The organism is Anaerolineaceae bacterium oral taxon 439, from assembly GCA_001717545.1.
In the GTDB taxonomy this organism is placed as follows: domain Bacteria; phylum Chloroflexota; class Anaerolineae; order Anaerolineales; family Anaerolineaceae; genus Flexilinea.
The window spans coordinates 2,689,583-2,708,442 of record CP017039.1 but is presented as its reverse complement, the minus strand read 5'-3'; the positions used below and the strand labels follow the sequence as shown (position 1 = coordinate 2,708,442).

General features: G+C 51.0%; 18 protein-coding genes and 1 pseudogene. 10 read left to right on the top strand and 9 right to left on the bottom strand.

The genetic code is table 11. The features are described 5' to 3' along the window. The first annotated feature begins 73 nt into the window (after window positions 1–73). The 6 genes from BEQ56_11920 (at window position 74) to BEQ56_11895 (ending at window position 6,473) form a co-directional block, all read left to right on the top strand. Window positions 74–2,032 (top strand): hypothetical protein, encoded by a 1,959-nt coding sequence (locus tag BEQ56_11920; protein ID AOH44110.1) that lies wholly within the window; start codon window positions 74–76, stop codon window positions 2,030–2,032. Between the two features lie 120 nt (window positions 2,033–2,152). Beyond that, window positions 2,153–2,503 (top strand): hypothetical protein, encoded by a 351-nt coding sequence (locus BEQ56_11915; protein ID AOH44109.1) that lies wholly within the window; start codon window positions 2,153–2,155, stop codon window positions 2,501–2,503. A 386-nt stretch (window positions 2,504–2,889) separates the two neighbouring features. Further along, the gene (locus BEQ56_11910) at window positions 2,890–3,816 is read left to right on the top strand and encodes an aspartate carbamoyltransferase (protein ID AOH44108.1); all 927 of its coding nucleotides are present in this window, start codon (window positions 2,890–2,892) and stop codon (window positions 3,814–3,816) included. A 3-nt stretch (window positions 3,817–3,819) separates the two neighbouring features. After that, window positions 3,820–4,293 (top strand): aspartate carbamoyltransferase regulatory subunit, encoded by a 474-nt coding sequence (locus BEQ56_11905; GenBank protein AOH44107.1) that lies wholly within the window; start codon window positions 3,820–3,822, stop codon window positions 4,291–4,293. Next, window positions 4,256–5,554, top strand: coding sequence for a hypothetical protein (locus BEQ56_11900; protein AOH44106.1), 1,299 nt, complete (start codon window positions 4,256–4,258; stop codon window positions 5,552–5,554). Before BEQ56_11905 ends, BEQ56_11900 begins: the two co-directional genes overlap by 38 nt. Then, a complete protein-coding gene (locus BEQ56_11895) occupies window positions 5,547–6,473 on the top strand; it encodes an orotidine 5'-phosphate decarboxylase (GenBank protein ID AOH44105.1) in 927 nt (308 codons plus the stop codon). Before BEQ56_11900 ends, BEQ56_11895 begins: the two co-directional genes overlap by 8 nt. A gap of 84 nt (window positions 6,474–6,557) precedes the next feature. Here BEQ56_11895 and BEQ56_11890 read toward each other — a convergent pair whose 3' ends face one another. The 4 genes from BEQ56_11890 to BEQ56_11875 all read right to left on the bottom strand — a co-directional run bounded on the left by BEQ56_11890 (window position 6,558) and on the right by BEQ56_11875 (window position 8,885). Further along, window positions 6,558–7,115 carry a hypothetical protein gene (locus tag BEQ56_11890; protein ID AOH44104.1) on the bottom strand — a complete coding sequence of 186 codons (558 nt, stop codon included), beginning with the start codon at window positions 7,113–7,115 and terminating at the stop codon, window positions 6,558–6,560. A gap of 78 nt (window positions 7,116–7,193) precedes the next feature. Next, on the bottom strand, window positions 7,194–7,730 hold the full coding sequence (locus tag BEQ56_11885; GenBank protein ID AOH44103.1) for a flavin reductase: 537 nt from the start codon (window positions 7,728–7,730) through the stop codon (window positions 7,194–7,196). Between the two features lie 249 nt (window positions 7,731–7,979). After that, on the bottom strand, window positions 7,980–8,438 hold the full coding sequence (locus BEQ56_11880; GenBank protein AOH44102.1) for a hypothetical protein: 459 nt from the start codon (window positions 8,436–8,438) through the stop codon (window positions 7,980–7,982). A 12-nt stretch (window positions 8,439–8,450) separates the two neighbouring features. Then, on the bottom strand, window positions 8,451–8,885 hold the full coding sequence (locus BEQ56_11875; protein ID AOH44101.1) for a LytTR family transcriptional regulator: 435 nt from the start codon (window positions 8,883–8,885) through the stop codon (window positions 8,451–8,453). A gap of 341 nt (window positions 8,886–9,226) precedes the next feature. On the opposite strand from BEQ56_11875, the gene BEQ56_11870 reads away from it, so the two are divergent. The 4 genes from BEQ56_11870 to BEQ56_11855 are packed head-to-tail and all read left to right on the top strand — an operon-like array spanning window position 9,227 to window position 13,340. Next, window positions 9,227–10,807, top strand: a complete 1,581-nt coding sequence (locus BEQ56_11870) for a hypothetical protein (GenBank protein ID AOH44100.1) — start codon at window positions 9,227–9,229, stop codon at window positions 10,805–10,807. Window positions 10,808–10,858: 51 nt separating this feature from the next. Then, a complete protein-coding gene (locus tag BEQ56_11865) occupies window positions 10,859–11,968 on the top strand; it encodes a hypothetical protein (GenBank protein AOH44099.1) in 1,110 nt (369 codons plus the stop codon). Between the two features lie 23 nt (window positions 11,969–11,991). Then, on the top strand, window positions 11,992–12,669 hold the full coding sequence (locus BEQ56_11860; GenBank protein AOH44098.1) for a hypothetical protein: 678 nt from the start codon (window positions 11,992–11,994) through the stop codon (window positions 12,667–12,669). 29 nt (window positions 12,670–12,698) lie between these two features. Beyond that, window positions 12,699–13,340 (top strand): hypothetical protein, encoded by a 642-nt coding sequence (locus BEQ56_11855; GenBank protein AOH44097.1) that lies wholly within the window; start codon window positions 12,699–12,701, stop codon window positions 13,338–13,340. Window positions 13,341–13,375: 35 nt separating this feature from the next. Here the strand turns inward: BEQ56_11855 and BEQ56_11850 are convergent, their stop codons facing one another. From BEQ56_11850 to BEQ56_11830, 5 genes and pseudogenes are all read right to left on the bottom strand, one after another. Continuing rightward, window positions 13,376–14,269, bottom strand: coding sequence for an aldo/keto reductase (locus tag BEQ56_11850; protein ID AOH44096.1), 894 nt, complete (start codon window positions 14,267–14,269; stop codon window positions 13,376–13,378). A 23-nt stretch (window positions 14,270–14,292) separates the two neighbouring features. Next, a pseudogene (gene mglC / locus BEQ56_11845) lies at window positions 14,293–15,291 on the bottom strand (beta-methylgalactoside transporter permease). A 5-nt stretch (window positions 15,292–15,296) separates the two neighbouring features. Further along, window positions 15,297–16,823, bottom strand: coding sequence for a sugar ABC transporter ATP-binding protein (locus BEQ56_11840; protein AOH44095.1), 1,527 nt, complete (start codon window positions 16,821–16,823; stop codon window positions 15,297–15,299). A gap of 96 nt (window positions 16,824–16,919) precedes the next feature. Further along, window positions 16,920–17,972, bottom strand: coding sequence for a galactose ABC transporter substrate-binding protein (locus BEQ56_11835; GenBank protein AOH44094.1), 1,053 nt, complete (start codon window positions 17,970–17,972; stop codon window positions 16,920–16,922). A 33-nt stretch (window positions 17,973–18,005) separates the two neighbouring features. Beyond that, complete coding sequence (locus BEQ56_11830; GenBank protein AOH44093.1) at window positions 18,006–18,851, bottom strand: ketose-bisphosphate aldolase; 846 nt, start codon at window positions 18,849–18,851, stop codon at window positions 18,006–18,008. Between the last annotated feature and the right edge of the window lie 9 nt (window positions 18,852–18,860).

Genomic DNA, 18,860 nt, shown 5'->3' with positions numbered 1-18,860 from the left:
AAGCGGGCCCGTTTCCTGACGCCGATTGCCGGCGAGGCCGGGCCCGCTCTAATCATCGATAAGGAGGAATTCAATGAAAATAAAGACGATGGTTTATCCGGTATTGCTGCTGGTTCTGGCGGCGATGATCGCTGTCCCGACGGTGAGCCGCGCTGAAGATGGAGCGTTGCCGACGCTGGCCGACTGGTTCGGAATTAAGGATGATCAGGGGTTGATTCAGAAGCTGGACGCTGCGTCCGAAGAGGTTGAAGGCGTTATCGTCAGATTAAATGAGCTGATATTGGAAAGAGATACCGTTCATCTTTCCGTAACGCTGACGTCGGAAAAGATTCTGAACGCTAATTCGCTCGGATTCGGGTATGAAAAAAATGGACTGCGGATAGGCGAAGAGTCGTATGATATCTGGCGGGACTGGGACCGAGGCTCCGGAGACGATTCCGTTTTTTGCGAAGGAACGGTGACGTTCGTTCTAAGCGCCAGGGTTCCGAAAGAGGTTTTGGAAAATGACGAAATACCAATGACGGTTTCTTTCACTGAAATGTCTTATTCTGACGGCGGAATGGGATTTCCAAAGACATTAGAAGGTCCATGGGAAATTTCGTTCAACGCGGATGGGCGAAAACTGCGAGCGTCGACGCGATCCGAAACGTTGGATCAATCGATATTATCAGGGCATACGCTGTATGATGTGGACGAGATGGTTTCCTCGCCGCTCCGGACGCAGATTAGCGTTACTCGTTATCTTAAAGAACATGAGCTTATCTATAACGAAGAATTTGATTCATATTTCTCTACCGTTACGTCGGAGAATCTATTAGGTTTCGTTATTGAGGATGGAAGCGGAAATAAGATTCAACTTACCCACGAAGATAGCTATCCGTTAGAGGATGCGACGGCTTGGGAGCATATGACTTTTTATTCTGATGCAGATAATAACGGGTGGAATTGGATCAAGGATGCCGAAACGCTGACGATTAAGCCTTACTTCGCAACGGCTTCAGGCCCAGCGAACGAAGGACAGGGGATTGAGCGATATGAGGCGATCGGGACGATGACCGTTCCGACAGTGTTGGAATCGACTGATTTGGAAGAATTCATGTCAGATTTTGAACCGGAATATAGGCTTTGGGATTTCTTTGATTCAGAGAACGAATATACGAAGCCAGTGCGGCTGGCACAGACGACGCCGAATGGGACTGTGATCCTGTTGGATAAGGTGATGGTGACTGAAGATAATATCTCCGTTTCTCTCTTAGTCGGGACGGATAAATTAAAGAAGGATCAAAAATTATTGAAAGGTTTTGAGATTGGTTCTGCGTGGATTGATGTCGGGCCTGTCCTTCCTTATCCGCCGGAATTTGAGACATCCAAGCTGCATGGGGGCGGCGGTGGCGGCGAGCCGGGAATTAACGATGTAAACGAGGAGCCGCTGGTCGTAATGAATATGGTCAGCAATTCTTTGATGAAAAGGGAAGGCTACGTCTCCCCGAAAGACCCGATTCAAGTTCGTGTGACGGTGCGCGATGTTCAAACATGCTGGGAAGATAAAGAATCTTACAGTGAGTACTGGACGTATCGATGTTTCTCAGAGGAGGGTCCATGGGTCTTTGAATTTGAAACGGACGGCTCGGAGCTGGCGGAATTAACGAAAGATGTCGCGATAAATAAAACGATATCGATTAATGGGCATGATTTGACGATGAAAAGTTTGCGCTTCAATCCAATTCAGCCGATCCTGTTCATGAGTGGGTTCAATGACCAATTTTCTCCTGAACTTAATAACAGTCATGTTTTTCTGGAAGCTGATGATGGAACGCAGCTTAAGCTTTATGATCGCATGTTTACGTATACCGGCTTCACGCAGGTTCACGTAAATGAAGCGGATAATGATTCGTTTGAAAAAACGGAAAAGGTTAAGATTTCGTTCTGTTTATCTAAAATGTGGGAAATATATCCAGAAGATTATGATCCGATGAATATGACGTTTTACGATTGCGACCCGGCCTGGAGCACGGTCGTTGACGTCAGGTAGCCTGGCTTAGCTGAACCCGGCGCGGGCCGCGGCGGCCTTGTATGCGGTTCCGCGCCGGAAACGGCAAAATATATCCATTTCAGGCTATCATTACAGGCAAGAATATCAAGGAGGATACTTATGTCAGATAAGAATCAGGCAGTTGCGTTCGTTCGGGAGCTGGTTTCGGCGGAGTCCTGCTATCCGCCGCTGCGGGAGCTTGGAGAGGAATGGCTCGCGGCGGTTGGGACGGATCGCGAAAGCGATTTGTCCTCGAAGCTGATCGCGGCTTTGGAGGAGGATGTCAATACGATCGATGATTCGCTGAGCTTTTTCGCTTCTGAAGCGGGAATGCGGCATTTTGGTAAGGAGAAGGTGAAGGAAATGATCGTTGCTTTTACGGAGGCGAAGGCCAATGGCAGCCGGTACTGCTTATGTCCGGCCTGCAGCGCGGGGGCCGCGATCCTGGCGCATCGGGAGCTGTTCGGGTAAGGAAATCAATTGTCAATGTAAATGCAGCTAAGCTGTAGGGACTGTGCAGACGTTTTTTCAGACCGCTAACCCAAGCCATTTTGCCCACAGGCCCCCTCATCGGTGCATTTACTATTTCAATTGCCGCCTCCTCTTTTCGTGTCAGGAAAATCGAAAAACCGGTTGACAGCGGCAATTCTTTGGGCTATCATCCTCCCGAAGGCAGTAACAATCCGGCGCGCAGCCGCGCCAGTCGGGAGAGAAAATGGATGAAAAAAACCTGCGAAAAATCGGCTCGTTATCCTTTCTCGAATTATTGATCGCTAAGAATTAAACCTCCGGAGGATGGAGGTTTTTTTTTTGCAAAAAGCTCGGAATCGGGCGATTACGAAAGGTAGGAAACGATTATGCTGAAAGGCAGCGACTTGCTTGAACCGATGGACTTCAGTGTGGACGAGATGGGAGAGATTTTCGATCTCGCCCGAAAAATCATCGCCGATCCGCGCAGCTATGCCCATGCGTTAGACGGATATTTATTAGCGACGTTATTTTACGAGCCGTCGACGCGGACGCGTTTCAGCTTTGAAGCGGCGATGCTCCGGCTCGGCGGGCAGGTCATTGGTTTCGCGGAAGCGAATTCTTCGTCGGCGGCGAAGGGCGAATCGATCGCCGATACGCTTCGGACCGTCGCCTGTTACGCCGATATTGCCGTCATGCGTCACCCCAAGGAAGGCGCCCCGCGAATCGGCGCGAACGCGGCCGATATTCCCGTCATCAACGCCGGCGACGGCGGGCATCATCATCCAACCCAGACGCTGACCGACCTGCTGACGATTCTTCAGGAAAAAGGAACGCTTGAAAACCTGACGGTCGGAATCTGCGGCGATCTGAAATTTGGCCGCACGGTTCATTCGCTGATCAAGGCGTTATCCCGCTATCAGGGGATCAGATTCGTCCTGATTTCCCCGGACGAGCTCGTCGTTCCGGATTACGTTCGAGACGGGATCCTGATCAGGAACGGGATCCCGTTTGAAGAGGTCCGGAAGCTGACCCCGGTCCTGTCGAAACTGGATATCCTGTACATGACGCGGGTTCAGAAAGAGCGCTTTTTTAACGAGGAGGATTACGTCCGACTGAAGGATCGCTATATCCTCGACGCGACGAAGATGGAAAGCGCGAAAGCGGACATGATCGTCATGCATCCGCTCCCGCGCGTCAACGAAATCGCGGTCGAGATCGACAGCGACCCGCGCGCCGCGTATTTCCGTCAGGCCAAATACGGTATGTTCGTTCGCATGGCGTTACTCATGAAGATTCTCGGAGCGGAGGAATAAACTATGTTAGTTGTCAACAGTATTGAACGCGGCATCGTCATCGATCATATCACAGCCGGCGTCGGCGCGAAAATTCTGTCCTGCCTGAATATCGATACCTCGAATCATACGGTCGCCTTCCTCATGAACGCGGATTCAACGATCCTCGGGCGCAAAGACGTTATCAAGATTAAAGATGTCGTCGATCTCGACCTGAGCGAGCTGGGGCTTCTCGATCCAAACGCGACCGTGAATATTATCGAGAATCATAAAGTCGTCAGGAAAATTAAACTGGCGCTTCCAGATAAAGTTGTCGATATTATTCATTGTCGGAATCCGCGCTGCGTTACCTCAATCGAAGCCAACGCGCCGCATATTTTCCATCTTGTCGATCCGGAACGGCGCGTTTACCGCTGTGAATACTGCGACGACAGGGTCAGTATGGAAAAGGATGGAGTTGATGAACTTATTTATAAAAAACGTCAGTCTTCCAGGTAGCGCTTCGGACGCGAAGACGAACGTGCTCGTCGAAAACGGGCGGCTTCGTTCGCTCGCCGCGCCAGAGAGCGCGGGATCAGGCGCGGAAACGATCGACGGGAGCGGCTTGACCGTCCTTCCCGGCCTGATCGACCTGCATGTACATTTCCGCGATCCCGGCTTTCCGGAAAAAGAGACGACCGAAAGCGGGTGCCTCGCGGCGGCGCGCGGCGGTGTGACGACGGTTTGCCCGATGCCGAATACGAAGCCGACGATCGACACGGTCGAGACGCTGGAACGGATCGAACGCGCCGCGGCCGCGGCGAACGGGGTTCACGTTCTTCCGCTGGGAACGATTACCCGGGGCGAGCGGGGCGAGGAACTGACTGATTATGCGGCGCTGAACGCCGTTCAGAACGAATGCTTCCGGCTGATGGGGCGGGGGCTTTCCGCCGTCAGCGAAGACGGGAAATCCGTGATGAACCCGCGCCGGATGCGCGAGGCGATGATCGCGATTCATGCGAACGGGTTGAAAATTTTTTCGCATGCCGAAGAAATCGGCCTGTGCGGCGGCTGCATGCGGCTGGGCGCGGCGTCGGAGCGGCTGGGCGTTATCGGGATTCCGGCGGAAGCCGAATCGATTATCGTCGCCCGCGATATCCTGCTGTCGGAGGCTACCGGCTGCCCGGTGCATTTCTGCCACATCAGCACGGCGTCGTCGGTGTCGCTGATCCGTTGGGCGAAAGCGCGCGGGATCGCGGTTACGGCGGAAACCGGGCCGCATTATCTGACGCTGTCGGAGGACGACGTTCTCGCGGAAAACGGGCAATTCAAGATGAACCCACCGCTGGGGAACGAAACCGACCGCGCGGCGCTGATCGAGGGGCTGCTCGACGGGACGATCGACGCGATCGCGACGGATCATGCGCCGCACACCGCCGAAGAGAAAAATCGCCCGGTCTCGGAAGCGCCTTTCGGCGTGACCGGACTGGAGACCTCCTTCTGCATCAGCTATACCGTGCTGGTCAAAAGCGGGCTGACGACGCTTTCACGGCTGATTGAGATGATGGCCGCGAGGCCGGCCCGGATCCTCGGGCTGGACCGCGGGGAGCTTCGCGTGGGCGCTGCGGCGGACCTGACGCTCGTCGACCTGAACGAGACCTTCGTCGTCGATCCGGCGAAGTCGCTTTCGAAAGCCAGGCATTCACCTTTCGCCGGACGGCCGTTTACCGGGAAAGTAAAATGGACGATTATAGACGGAAAGGTTATTTATCATGATTGATCAACTGATTTGCGCAATCCGCGAAAAAGCGAATCCGACCGTCGTCGGACTTGATCCGGCGATGAACATGATTCCGGAGGGTTTGAAGCTCGAGGCTTTCGATCGATACGGAAAAACGCCGAAGGCGGCCGCGGAAAGCTTCCTCGCCTTTAATCGCGCGATTATTGACGCTGTCGCGGATATCGTTCCCGCCGTCAAGCCGCAAATCGCCATGTACGAGCGCTACGGGCTTGACGGACTCGACGCATACCTGCGAACGGTCGCATACGCCAGAGAGAAGGGCCTTATCGTAATTGGCGATGTCAAGCGCGGCGATATTTCCTCGACCGCCGAAGCCTACGCCGCGCACCTGGGCGGAACGCAGGTCGAGGGCGAAACCTACGATCTTTGGAAAGAGGATTTTATTACGGTCAATCCTTACTTCGGAACCGACGGGATCGCGCCGTTCGTCAAGGCGGCCGCTGCTATGAATCGCGGGCTTTTCGTTTTGGTCAAGACGTCGAACCCGTCAAGCTCAGAGCTTCAGGATCTTCTCGTCGACGGGCGGCCGGTTTATCGCCTGATCGCCGACCTGGTTCATCGCTGGGGGCAGGACCATATCGGCGCGTTCGGGTACAGTCTCGTCGGCGCGGTCGTCGGCGCGACCCATCCGATTCAGGGCGTCGAACTCCGCGCGCAGCTTCCGCATACGTTTTTCCTCGTTCCGGGTTACGGCGCACAGGGGGGAAAAGGCGCTGACCTGAAAGGCTTTTTCGATAAGGACGGCGTCGGCTGTATCGTAAATTCATCGCGCGGGATTATCGCCGCCTGGCGGAAGGATCCGGAATTCGCCGACGCGCCGAAGCTGGGGATTGAATTCGCCGCCGCTTCGCGGAAAGCCGCGCTGGCGATGCGCGACGATCTGCGTTCGGCGTTTTAGAGAAATAAAAATGAGCGCGGAGGTTCGCGCCCGGTCTGCAAATGGTCAAAGCCCAACGAATCCAAACACGTTGGGCTTTTTAATTCACACAATCTTTTCCCCTTCTTTTCCGAATCCGGAAATCAGGAGGAAAACCAAGTCGACAGCGCCGAACACGATCAGCGTCAGCGCGGTAACGGTCCAAAGCACGGCGGTCGCGAAGAACGGGTTCAGGATAATGACACATCCCAACAGGATTGAGAGGACCGCGCTGATCGCGGCGATCCACCATCGTTCCATCTTCAGCCGGAACATGTCCGCCGCCCATTGGACCCTGAAGAGGCCGACAAGAAGAATGAAAATCCCGTAAAGGACGGTCAGGATCGGGAACGTCGCCAGGAACCAGTTCGGCCCCGTGAAGCAGATAATTCCGAGTATTATGAATGCAAGCGCTTTAAACAACTTTAATCCATGCATTGCTCTTCTGGGATCCGATCGGATATAGCCGATGCCGGAAAAAATACCGCTGATAATCAGCGCGATACCGAAAATCTGGATGCTCAGGTTCGCGAATCCGATCGGGTTGATCAGCAGTACGATCCCAATCAGGATCTCGCAGACAAACAGGAAAACCAGCTCTAAATTGAAACTCAACTTTTTCATTTTGTCCTCGCTTTCAATCTCATTCCTTTACGCCTTTTATGAAAAACCGTCGTCAGTCAACAGCGGAACACAACGCGTTTATTTCGGGCTGTTCGCGCTCGTTTCCACTCCGAGGATTTTAACGATTTCTCCGATATACATCGTATGATAATCGCGTTGCGGATAATTTCCATCGATAATCGATCGGTCCATAAAGCCGCTTTCCAAAATCGGCGCGGCGTATACCTTCCGGCAGACCAGCACCATTTTCGCTTCCGCAAAGTAAGTAAACCCATCGCCGAAAACGGGTGTCAACCCTGAATTCGCGACCTTATCCTCGTCGCGGCCCGATCGACCGCCCAGGTAGAGGAGCTCCTTCCGGTAATCGGCGGAAAGGTAGGAAATCGTGAAAAGCGGCTCGCGATCGACGAATTCCTTCGTGTATCGCTGCGGGCGGATATAAATCGTCGCGGTCGGCATTCCCTGATTTGCGCCCCAGATTGCGCCGACATGCCGCCAGCTGATCGTCATCGTGTTAAATCCGGTTTCTTTCGTTCCTGCTGTGACCAACGCCCATTCGTCCGCAAAAAGCGGGATTGGGCTGATATTTACGTCCTGAATCGTTAATTCTTTCATGATGGTTCGCCTCTTTCGTTTGGGTCTGCGACGGTTTTTCCGCTGGTTTTCCCGTTTTCATCGGCCGCTACTATATTCGGAAAATTGAAAGCTTTTCTGATGAGCAGAGGATTCCGCAGTTGTTAATGAATTTTATCATGCCGTGACCGGATCGTTACGATAAAACCGGAGCGTCCGGGCGCCGCTCAGAAAATTTCGATATAAAAACGGCAGGGAGAAGCCCCTGCCGCTCAGTTTTCCCTGCCTTTTTTACCGTAAATGATTGGGGCCGCTTACTTCAATCTGGCTGATCCGGCGGTTCATCTCGTTTGCCAGTTTTTTCTGATGCAGATAGATAATGAACCAGATGACGAGCGCGATGGCAATCTCTCCAAGGATCGTCCAGAGGATGGCGCCGATTCCCTGATCGGTCGGGATCCAGCCGACAGCGAACGCGGTCATCGTCATAACGACGCAGCCGATTCCCATATGGATCAGCCCCTGAACCGGGAGCGGTATCTTTTCATTCTTATAAACGAGCGTTGGAACGCCGAACCCGATCCCGATGACGAACATGCCGGCCGCCATTCTGGTGTACGTATAGTTTTCCCTCACCAGATTGCCTTTGAATATCAGGTCAAAAATGACCCCGACGACACAGAATATGACGGCGGCGTACCCGATCGACTGAAACGTGTTGGATAACACTTCTTTAACAGTTTTGTTCATGATGATCTCTCCTCAGATTCCCAGATATTTTTTTAATTCCGGCAGGTATTTTCTTGACACGTAGTCGGAAAGGCCGTTCTTCAGCTTGAGAAGAAGCGTACCGCTGAAGCCGGCTTCCACGCTTTTTATATAAGAAAGATTAATAATAGTTTGCTTCGAAATCTGCATGAATCCACGCCCAAGCAGGCGGATCATTTCATAAAGCCGTTTCCCGGAATAATATTTTCCCGTTTCAGTATGGATAATCGTGTTCCCTTCCTCTATCCGGATCATGTAAACTTCTTCCGGCTTGATGACGACCAGCCGTTCATCCAACTGCCCGATCAGCAGTGTATCGTTCTGCCCTAACCAGTCGATGATCTTTCGGATTTCCTCAGTCATCGCGTCCGCGTAAATGACCGCGCGAGGCGGTTTATAATTTTCGGAGATTTCAACGCTGACTTTCATGAAGCTTTTCCTCCTCCTTCCTTTCCTCATTGATGCTGTCATCATACACGAAAACGAACCTCCCGTCTTCGTTTTTTCGGTAAGGCGCAGGAATCGGCGAGTGAAACGCGAAACGGGCGTCATGAAAATCGTCAGCTCAGGGGGCACGACGATTTGAGACAGACCGAAGCGGATCGCTTATCGATCGCGCGCCGGCGTTTAGCGGCCGCACCGACGGGCGAAAAAAGGAGGTAACGCACATTCCGCGAATCATTCCGCGGCGTTCATTATTGGCGGTAGACTATTCTATTAATTGATTCATCCCGAAACGGATTCGGAAAAGCGAACGGAGGTATGGTTAAATGAGGTCCATCCTGCATCATCCGATTTGTAAATGGCTGCTGGTCGGAGCAGCGCTGGCTGGAATTGCGCTGACGGCTTTTACGACGATGGCGAGGGTCCCGATCAATTCTGATTTCGCGAATCATGTCCTTGAGGGGCGGGACTGGATCGGCGGGAACTTTTTCCTGAAGGATTGGGTCCTGACAGGGATCAGCTTCCTGACGACCGAGCTCCCGTTTTATGGGCTGAGCGCCGCGCTTCTTGGGGTCCAGCCGTTCGCGTACGTTCTGGCGGAGGCGATGATCCTGACGGTGTTTCTCTGGTTCGGGCTGCTGCTGCTCCGCGATCGGGTCGACGCGCTGACGCCGCTCGACGCGCTGCTGTATTATGGAATCGCGGTTGTCGCGACGGTCGAAAAGACGGGCCATTTTCGCGGTCATACGGCCGCGTTCGCAGCTGCGCTCGTTATCATGGCGATTGCGGCGCGAATCCTGACGGACGGGAAAACGTCCTGGGGATGGGCGACGGCGCTGTTAATCGTGACCGCGATCGGGGTCACCGGCGATTTCCTGATCGTCGTGATCGCCGTGCTTTCGGTAGTTTTGCTTTGCGGATGGGAATTGATGAACGAGACGCCGCGTTTTGGGCGGATGCGCTGCGTCCGGGTCATCGCGCTGACCTCGGTTGGAAGCGGAGCCGGCGTCGGACTGGATCGGTTATATTTCAGCGTTGGCGGCGCGGTTAAAAATCAGATCTTATCCAGGAAAAATTTCACCGCGCTGGATCAGATCGGAATAAATTGGAATCGGTTCGCCCAAGGCGTCGTGGAGCTCATGAACGGGACGACGCGCCAGACGCCGATTACGGCGCTCAGTACGCTGCGCTGGATCGCGGCCGCCGTCCTGATCATCGGGATGGTGCTGGTTGTTATCGAAACGATTTATGCTTATTTAAAGCGGCGGCATCAGGATCTTTTCGCCGTCCTGTTAGCGCTGTCGATGGCGGTCATGGCGGCGGTCTGCGTCTTTACCGACGTATTGGTGACGTCCGAGTTTACCCGCTATATTTCGTTCCTGCCCGTCTTTACCGCAATCCTGATCGTTCGCCGGGTGAATCACCGCAATATTCCGCAACGGAGGATCGGCGGCTGGCTGTCCATGCGGGTCGGGTTGGCGCTGGTCGCGGCGCTTTTGATTGCAGTGAATTTCCCGCCTCTTACGTTTGGACGGCCGGATACGCGCTTTGATCGGGTTGCGGCGTATCTGGTGGAAAATGGCTACCGTTTTGGTTTTGCGCACTATTGGAACGCATCGAGCGTGACGGTTTCGTCGCATGATCAGGTTAAAATCCGCGCGATCACGGTGCATCGCGATTCAGACCTGGTTCCGGTTTACGTTGAAGAACAGCGCTGGTTCTATAAGCCGGGCTGGTTTTCGGAGGCGCCGTATACGTTCGTTCTTCTCGACGATTGGGGCTATTTAGACGTTTCGGAAGATTCGATTATCACGCTTTTCGGCGAACCGGCGAAGGTCGATCGTTTCGAAGGTTATGAAATTCTCGTGTATAAGGAAAATCTGGTTCCGAAATTAATCGGACGATAACGCCCGGGCCGGGAAGAAGGCGGCGATCCTCTGCGTGATATAATGCAGGGCATGGACTGGACGCGGGTTTTAAACCTGAATATCGACGTCATTTCCGGCGTGAACGCGGCGCTCTTTCTGGCCCTGTTCGGATCGATTCTGGCGTTCCTGCTGGGGATCAGTACGCTCCGGCGCGGACTGAAACTCGTTTATTTCAGGAAGCGTCAGGAAGCGATCGCGCGCGGCTGGAAGCTGATTATCATGTCGATCGTATTAGCCGGGGCGTCCTGGGCGCTGAATAATTACGCTGAGCCGGCGTTTTATACCGTTTTCCCGCCGTCGCCGACGATCACGCTGACGCCGACGATTACCGAAACTGCGACGATAACGCTGCCGCCGACGATGACGCTTTCGCCGACGGTTTCCGAAACGCCGTCGATTACGAATACGCCCGCGCTTCCGGATTCGCTTCGAGCGATGGCGACCAGCCAGGTCGATCCGGGAACGGAGGTCCTTTTCAGTCCGATTCAATTCGCCGAGGAGATTGGCGATGACGGTTTCCCGATCGAGCCTTCGGTTCGTTTTATGAATCCGTTGAGGAAACTGAACGGTTTTTATTCGTACGATAAGCTCGTTTTGGGGACGCAGATCTCATTCGTTTGGATGCGGCTGGACGATCGGGTAGCGCTTTGCGAATCGACGGTCGTCTGGGATATTTCGACTGGCGGATATAATTTTGTGACCTGCGAACCGGAGGATCCGGACGATTGGCTGCCCGGCGCGTATGAATTGCAGGTTTTCTTAGGGTCGGAATGGTTCATGAGCGAGGGGTTCGTTATCGAGGGAATGCCGCTAACGCCGACCGCGACCGCGAGCGAAGTCCCGACGGCAACGGACACACCGCCCGCGACCGGGACCTGGACGCCGACGGCAACGCGAACCGCAACAGTAACGGGAACGGTGACGCTGACAGCGACGATTACGCCGACCGGAACGGATACGCTGACGCCGACCGTGACGTGGACGCCAACGAATACGTCAACGAATACGGCGACGCCGACCGCGACGCGGACGCCGCGCCCGACCGATACGCGCCAGCCGACGCCGACGCTGACCTCGACGCCGACGCTCGTTCCAACCAGGACGCCGCGTCCGACCGATACGGTGAATCCGGTTCGGTAGCGATTTATCAGGAGAACAATAAATTGAAAATTTTAGTTGATTTTCATGTACACAGCGAATTTTCCCCCGATTCGGTCACGAAGCTCAGCGCGTTAATTGAGCGGGCGCATGAACTGAATTTGGGGAAGCTGGTCATCACGGATCATAATTCGATTCAAGGAGCGATCCGGCTGCAGAAACGGTATCCGGATTTTGTGATCGTCGGCGAGGAAATATTGACGACGCGCGGCGAGATTTTAGCTTTTTTCGTTGAAGAGGAAATCCCGGCCGGGTTGGAGCCGGCCGAAGCTTTCCGGCGTCTTCGCGATCAGGGTGCGTTTATCTCGCTTTCCCATCCGTATTCGTTCAGCCGGCATGGCTGGTATGAAGACGAGATGATCCGGTATCAGGAATATTTAGACGCGATTGAGATCGCGAACGGTCGGAATACGAAAGACGCGAACGAGAAAGCGACGAACTTCGCGAAGGCGCGGAGCCTTTGCGGAACGGCGGGTTCCGACGCGCATGGGCTGTTTGAATTGGGGCGGATGGCGCTGCGGTTGGCGCCGTTTTCGACGGCGGAGGAGCTGCGCGCTGCGATTCGGAACGCCGAAGTGGTTGGGACGCCGTCGCCGAAATGGGTCCGGATCGCCTCGCGATCGGCGGTCCTTCGGAAGAAATTCGGGCTATATCGGGAGAGCGGCGATCCGGAGGATCGTTGAGCTCGCAGTATTGATTCGGGGGTGAACGTATGAATAAAATCCGGGTTGTCTGCTATGGCGATTCAAATACGTATGGAGCCGATCCGCGAACCGGCGGGCGGTTTGACGACGACGTCCGCTGGACGACGCGGCTGGGAGCGCTCCTGGGGGATCGATATGAGGTCCGCCCTGAGGGACTCTCAGGGCGGACGACGGTTTTTGACGATCCGCTCTGTGAAGGACTGAGCGGGTTGGCGACGTTGCGTCCGGTTCTATCGACGAATTCGCCGATCGACCTGCTGATCCTCATGCTGGGGACGAACGACTGTAAAGCGCGATTCGCTGCGACAGGGTATAACATCGCGGAAGGGCTTCGCGTTCTTCTCCAGACAGCGAAGCAGCTTCCGGTCTGGCGTGACGGACCGCGGATCCTTGTCCTGGCGCCGATGAAGATCGATCCGCGGATCGAGACGGTCCCAACCGTCTATGGACATATGGGACCGGGCTGCGCAGAGAAATCGGCGGCGATGGTTCCCTGGATGCTGCGATTTGCCGCGGAAGAAGGATGCGACGCGCTGGATATTAATCCGTTTGTGTCGCCGAACGAGCTGGATTGGATGCATATCTCTGAATTGTCGCAGCTGCCGCTGGCGAAGGCGGTCGCGGAAAAGGTGCGTTCGGTAGGATTATAGCGATCCGTCCTGAGCCTTAACGCTCGCGTGATTCCTTAGCGTAAGGTTTGTTGTCCGCTTGCTGTATAAAGCTCATACCACTCTGCATGATCGAGTTTTATATCGAGCCCTTTGACAGCACGTCTGATTCGTTCTACGTTTCGACTTCCAGAGATCGGAATTGCCTCGACAGGATGGTACAGAATCCAGGCATAAAGGATCGATTCTATTTGCGCATTATGCCTCTTGGCGATTTCAGTTACTTTTTTCATAACATTGAGACTGCGTTGACAACTGTTGTCAAATAGCTTCCCCCCGGCAAGTGGTGACCAGATCATTGGATGCAGTTTTTTCATGGCTAAATAGTCAATCATGCCCGAATTGAAATGTTCGAAACAAATCGGATTCCATTCAATCTGATTTGTCACTAATTTTCCGTTTACCGCAGCATTCAGCGCTTCGAACTTAAATGGATCAAAGTTTGATACGCCAATTTCTAAAACCAGCCCTTCCTTTTGTAATTCCTCTAATGCGCGTCCAGTATCCCAGGGATTAAAGCATGGGTCCTCTCGATGAATCAGGTATAAATCGATTTTATCAATTCCTAAACGAGTTATACTTTCTTTGCAGGATTGCATAACTCTTGAATACCTTGTGTTGTAGTAACCGATTTTTTCCCCGCTAATTTCTTTCTCGAAGATCCCTGTTTTTGTAACAAGCTCAATTCTCTTGATAAGTGTCGGATCCTTCTTAAAAGCTTTTCCCATGAGCGTTTCGCATACAGTTCGTCCGTATATCTCAGCGGTATCGAAAGTTGTAATTCCCATGTCGATACACGTATGCATAAACCTTATCAGCTCGTCGGTAGTGTAATTCCAATCGGTTAGCCTCCAAAAACCTTGTACGATTCGTGAGAGAGAGAGCCTATTACTGATTTTGATCTTTTCCATAGATTATCCTTTTCTTTTTTGATTTATGCGTTTTTTCTCATGTCTAAAGCGACAGCGCTGCAAATAATTAAGCCCTTAATAATTAATTGCCAGTTCGGATTGACACCGATAAAGGCGAGGCCATAACTTATGATTGTGAAAATAATAACTCCGATGATAACGCCGGAAATTTTACCGATTCCTCCGCTTAAGGATACCCCGCCCACGACACAAGATGAAATTGCATCGAATTCATAAGAGAATCCATAAGCACTGTTTGCTCCACCGGTTCTTGCAACCTCAAGGATCCCAGCGAATCCGACAAGACAGCTCTCAATTATAAAAGCGGCGATGATGATGCTGCTGACGTTTACGCCGGATACTTTCGCCGCTTCTGAATTCCCGCCGACAATATATAGATGTTTTCCAAAAACGGTCCGATTCAGTAAAAACCAGCAAAGTACCGCAGCTATTAACGCGATGACGATCAATAAGCTGAATTCTCCAAAGACTTTATACGAACTTAAAAACGTCAGGTCGTCTCGGATCCCCCCAATGGGCTGCTAGCGGTTCGGCGGTTTCGCGAAATAGAGACAATTTATTCCATATACGATTGTTGCCATTCCGTAGGTTGCAATGAAAGGTGCCATTTTCAGTTTCGCAATCATCAGGCCATTGATCAGTCCAATCAAGGCTGTAATTGTTAAGGCGGTAAAGATGGGGACCAGGATGGGCAATTCCGGGAGATTCGGGAAAAAGCGATGCGAATTTAGTAGTGGCTGGCTCATCGATGCGACAATGACGGCAGCTAAACCGACTTGCCGCCCGCCGGCCAGATCCGTTCCGCCAAGCAAAAGCGGGAATAATAAACCTAAAGCAACAATAAGCTTAACTGAAGACTGTGTTAAGATGTCTTTAATAACACGCCACTGAAGGAACGTGGGTTCAATTATCACCATGAAGAGGATCATAAAAATGAGGACTAAGACTAATGCTTTGTCTATGATGAATTGTTTGATTTTCCTGCTGCTGATTGAATTCAGATAGTTCACCGTGATTCCTCCTGCCTTCTAAGTGTAAAAGCTGTTGCCAGTTTCATGACTTCAACCTGAGATGCGTTGCTATGATTTAGTGTCCCTGTTAACTTCCCTGCGCACATGACTAAGATTCTGTCGGACATGCCGAGAAGCTCCGGCATTTCAGACGAGACCATTAGAATAGAAGCCCCATTTTCGACGAACTCCTGCATAATTTTATAAATTTCATATTTTGATCCGACATCAATGCCGCGAGTTGGTTCGTCTAAGATCAGAATCTTGCTTTCCGCGAGAAGCCATCTTCCAATTAAAACTTTCTGCTGGTTTCCTCCTGATAAATTCCTGATCTGCGTTTCGAGCGATGGCGTTCGAATGTTTAATTTTGTGCATATTTCTTTTACGATAGTCTTTAACGTTTGAGGCCTGAAAAAACCGGGAAAATTTTTTACGATCTTTTTATATGCGACCGTTAGCGTATTTTCTTCAACGGATAACATTGGCACGATCCCTGTGGCACGACGATCCTCTGTTAATAGGGCAAATCTATTTTGAATTGCTTCTTCCGGATTGCGGTTTTTGATCTCTTTTCCATTTAATCGTATGCTTCCTTTAGCGATTTTGTGCAGGCCAAAAAGAGATTCGATTAATTCGGTTCGCTGCGCTCCGACTAATCCTCCGATTCCCAATATCTCCCCTTTATATAGACAGAAACTTATGTCAGAAAACGAATTCCTGTCGGCACTGCTAAGCGAATCCACTTCCAACAGAAGGTCTTGTTTTGTGGTTCTAATTCGAGCCGGAAATCGTTCCTGCATGGTTCTCCCAACCATTTTTTTGATGACTTCTTCAATTTGTATCTCTTTTGCTTTCCAGACGCCGACGTTCATTCCGTCACGCAGGACCGTTATTTCATCAGCAATTTCAAAAATTTCTTCCAACTTATGAGAGATGTAAATGATAGATCGGTTCTCATGTTTTAATTTGCGAATGAGTTTGAATAAATGCCCTGTCTCAGTGTCAGTTAACGACGAGGTTGGTTCATCCATAATAATAATCTTTGCGTCATACGAAATCGCCTTGGCAATTTCAACTGCTTGTAACTGGGATATCGATAATTTTCGGGCTAATGTATCCGGGTTGATATCAAAGTCAAGACTTTCAAATAGCGCCTTCGTCTTCTGTCTCATTTTGACTTCGTCGACGACTACTCCACTTGTTGGAAATCGGCCTACCCAAATATTATCCATAATATTCCTGAATGGAATAGGGTTCAATTCCTGATGAATCATAGCGATTCCAAGTTGAAGCGCTTTTCCAGGCGAATCTATGATCGCTTCGCTGCCGTCGATAAGAATTTTTCCCTTATCAGGCTTGTAAATTCCAAACAGGCACTTCATCAGGGTTGATTTTCCAGCACCGTTTTCGCCAACGATTGCATGCACGACGCCAGGTTTTATAGTTAAATCTATATTGTCTAATGCTCTGACGCCAGGAAAACTCTTACTGATTCCTCTTATTTCAAGCCGATTCACACTCATGAAACCCTCGTTGACAAAGTTTGAAAGATTGTGCTGCTTTTCTTATTCTCCCATGTGCCTTCTATAAGGCATATGGGAGAACGATATGGTAGGGCTTTAGTTAAATTCCAGCATCAGCTCTAAAGTCTCTTCTAAGTTATCCTGATTTACGATTTCATATGGAATCCAAATATAATTTCCTTCGATCTTACTGCTTACGCCAACTGTCTCAGCATCAATAATGGTTTCTCCATTTCCGATTGCTTTTAAGATATTTACAACTGCTATGGATTGGCTTGTACGATCGTTTAGAACGGTTCCAAGTAATGATCCGGCTTTCATCGCTTGAAGCGCTTCGATTGTCGCGTCGATTCCGACGATGGGAATAAACTTATTGGGATCCCCTTTATTGTACCCATTATTCAGCGCAGCCTGGACTGCTCCCATTGCCATGCTGTCGTTATTGGCCAAAACGCCTTCGACACCGTCGATTCCGAACGCCGTAATCCATGCGTTCATTTTGTCAAGAGCCTGAGCTTTATCCCAGTTTGCCGTATCGATAGCAATTATCTCATAATCTATTCCCTGTTCAGTTAATGTTTCTTCATAAGCTTCCGTACGGAGAATAACGTCCTGTTGACCGATTTCTCCTTGGAGAATAACGAGTTGCAGGATATTATCACCATTTTTATCGGCGATTCCTTTGTTTTCATTCCAGTAATTAATCAGCGCCTGAGCACACATAACGCCGGATTCTTTGGCCTGCGCGCCAACATACCATATAGAATCGTAGGCCTCCATTGTTTCAGCCATTGGCTCCATATTAAAAAAGACGACAGGAACATTCTCTGCATCAGCTTTCTTCATTAATTCGGCTGTACATAAGCGATCCGGCGCACAAACGGCAATTGCATCTGCTCCTTTTGTCAACGCCGCCTCAAGTTTATTCGTAGTTTTTGAGACGTCATTCTCGCCATCTTGCATTTCCAGCGTTATTCCATCAATTTTTTCGGCCTCATGTTCCATGATAATTCGAAAACCGCTTTGAAACTGATCGTCGAATGCTCTCCAGATGACGGTCGCGTTGATGTCTTTGTCTGCATGTACAGGCGCTGCAGCCATTCCAATCAACACCGCGAAAGCTGCAACGAAGAATAGACTCCTTTTCATGATTACATTCCTTTCATTTAAATTCCAATTTAATTAATGCATACTAAATTGTTTCATCTTCAGAAGGATGAGACGCTTTGCGGCTTCTTTCGAATTAACGAACATCGCCGTATTGTATTTAAAATCCGGATTTCTTTTCATTTCTTCAAACGAATTGGCGACCGCAATCAGCACATCTGTAGCAACGTTTATTTTCCGGATTCCGTTTCGAATCGAATCCTGAATCTGGTCGATCGGAGTTCCTGATCCGCCATGAAGAACGAGCGGAACGTTTACTTTCTCTTTAATTGCTTTCAATCTTCTGATATTCAGATTTGGTTCAGCTGTATATTGTCCGTGCTGCGTCCCGATACTGACTGCAAGGCAATCAACTTCAGTTTTTGCAACAAATTCTCTTGCTTCATCCGGATCAGTTTGCGCAGCTTCTGGTCCTTTCACAAGGAGATCGCCTTCCTCGCCTACAAGACGGCCCAATTCACCCTCAACCGTGATGCTTAAGGGATGAGCCAGTTCTACAACCTTTCGTGTCAATTCGACATTCTCTGCAAATGGGAGCGCTGATCCATCGATCATAACGGACGAATACCCTGCGTTAATCGCTTTCGCGCAGTCTTCAAACGTTTTTGCGTGATCGAGATGAAGCACGATCGGGATTGTTGCTCGCGCTGCCGCCCTTTTTACGGTTTCAACGGTAGCCTCAAATCCTCCCATCAGATCGCAGCAATCTGTTCCTGTGATAAAAATTACGGGAATATTTAATTCCGATCCCGCTTCAATTGCTGCTAAAGCTGTCTCATACGAAACCGTCACAAAAGCTCCATACGCGATTCCTTTCTTCTCAGCAAAATACAATAATTCTTTCATTGGCGCAAATTTCATAGATTCTCC

Bases quoted from the DNA above. Each gene is read 5' to 3' on its own strand.
- BEQ56_11920 (AOH44110.1), top strand. From the start codon at position 74: ATGAAAATAAAGACGATGGTTTATCCGGTATTGCTGCTGGTTCTGGCG.
- BEQ56_11915 (AOH44109.1), top strand. From the start codon at position 2,153: ATGTCAGATAAGAATCAGGCAGTTGCGTTCGTTCGGGAGCTGGTTTCG.
- BEQ56_11910 (AOH44108.1), top strand. From the start codon at position 2,890: ATGCTGAAAGGCAGCGACTTGCTTGAACCGATGGACTTCAGTGTGGAC.
- BEQ56_11905 (AOH44107.1), top strand. From the start codon at position 3,820: ATGTTAGTTGTCAACAGTATTGAACGCGGCATCGTCATCGATCATATC.
- BEQ56_11900 (AOH44106.1), top strand. From the start codon at position 4,256: ATGAACTTATTTATAAAAAACGTCAGTCTTCCAGGTAGCGCTTCGGAC.
- BEQ56_11895 (AOH44105.1), top strand. From the start codon at position 5,547: ATGATTGATCAACTGATTTGCGCAATCCGCGAAAAAGCGAATCCGACC.
- BEQ56_11890 (AOH44104.1), bottom strand. From the start codon at position 7,115: ATGAAAAAGTTGAGTTTCAATTTAGAGCTGGTTTTCCTGTTTGTCTGC.
- BEQ56_11885 (AOH44103.1), bottom strand. From the start codon at position 7,730: ATGAAAGAATTAACGATTCAGGACGTAAATATCAGCCCAATCCCGCTT.
- BEQ56_11880 (AOH44102.1), bottom strand. From the start codon at position 8,438: ATGAACAAAACTGTTAAAGAAGTGTTATCCAACACGTTTCAGTCGATC.
- BEQ56_11875 (AOH44101.1), bottom strand. From the start codon at position 8,885: ATGAAAGTCAGCGTTGAAATCTCCGAAAATTATAAACCGCCTCGCGCG.
- BEQ56_11870 (AOH44100.1), top strand. From the start codon at position 9,227: ATGAGGTCCATCCTGCATCATCCGATTTGTAAATGGCTGCTGGTCGGA.
- BEQ56_11865 (AOH44099.1), top strand. From the start codon at position 10,859: ATGGACTGGACGCGGGTTTTAAACCTGAATATCGACGTCATTTCCGGC.
- BEQ56_11855 (AOH44097.1), top strand. From the start codon at position 12,699: ATGAATAAAATCCGGGTTGTCTGCTATGGCGATTCAAATACGTATGGA.
- BEQ56_11850 (AOH44096.1), bottom strand. From the start codon at position 14,269: ATGGAAAAGATCAAAATCAGTAATAGGCTCTCTCTCTCACGAATCGTA.
- BEQ56_11840 (AOH44095.1), bottom strand. From the start codon at position 16,823: ATGAGTGTGAATCGGCTTGAAATAAGAGGAATCAGTAAGAGTTTTCCT.
- BEQ56_11835 (AOH44094.1), bottom strand. From the start codon at position 17,972: ATGAAAAGGAGTCTATTCTTCGTTGCAGCTTTCGCGGTGTTGATTGGA.
- BEQ56_11830 (AOH44093.1), bottom strand. From the start codon at position 18,851: ATGAAATTTGCGCCAATGAAAGAATTATTGTATTTTGCTGAGAAGAAA.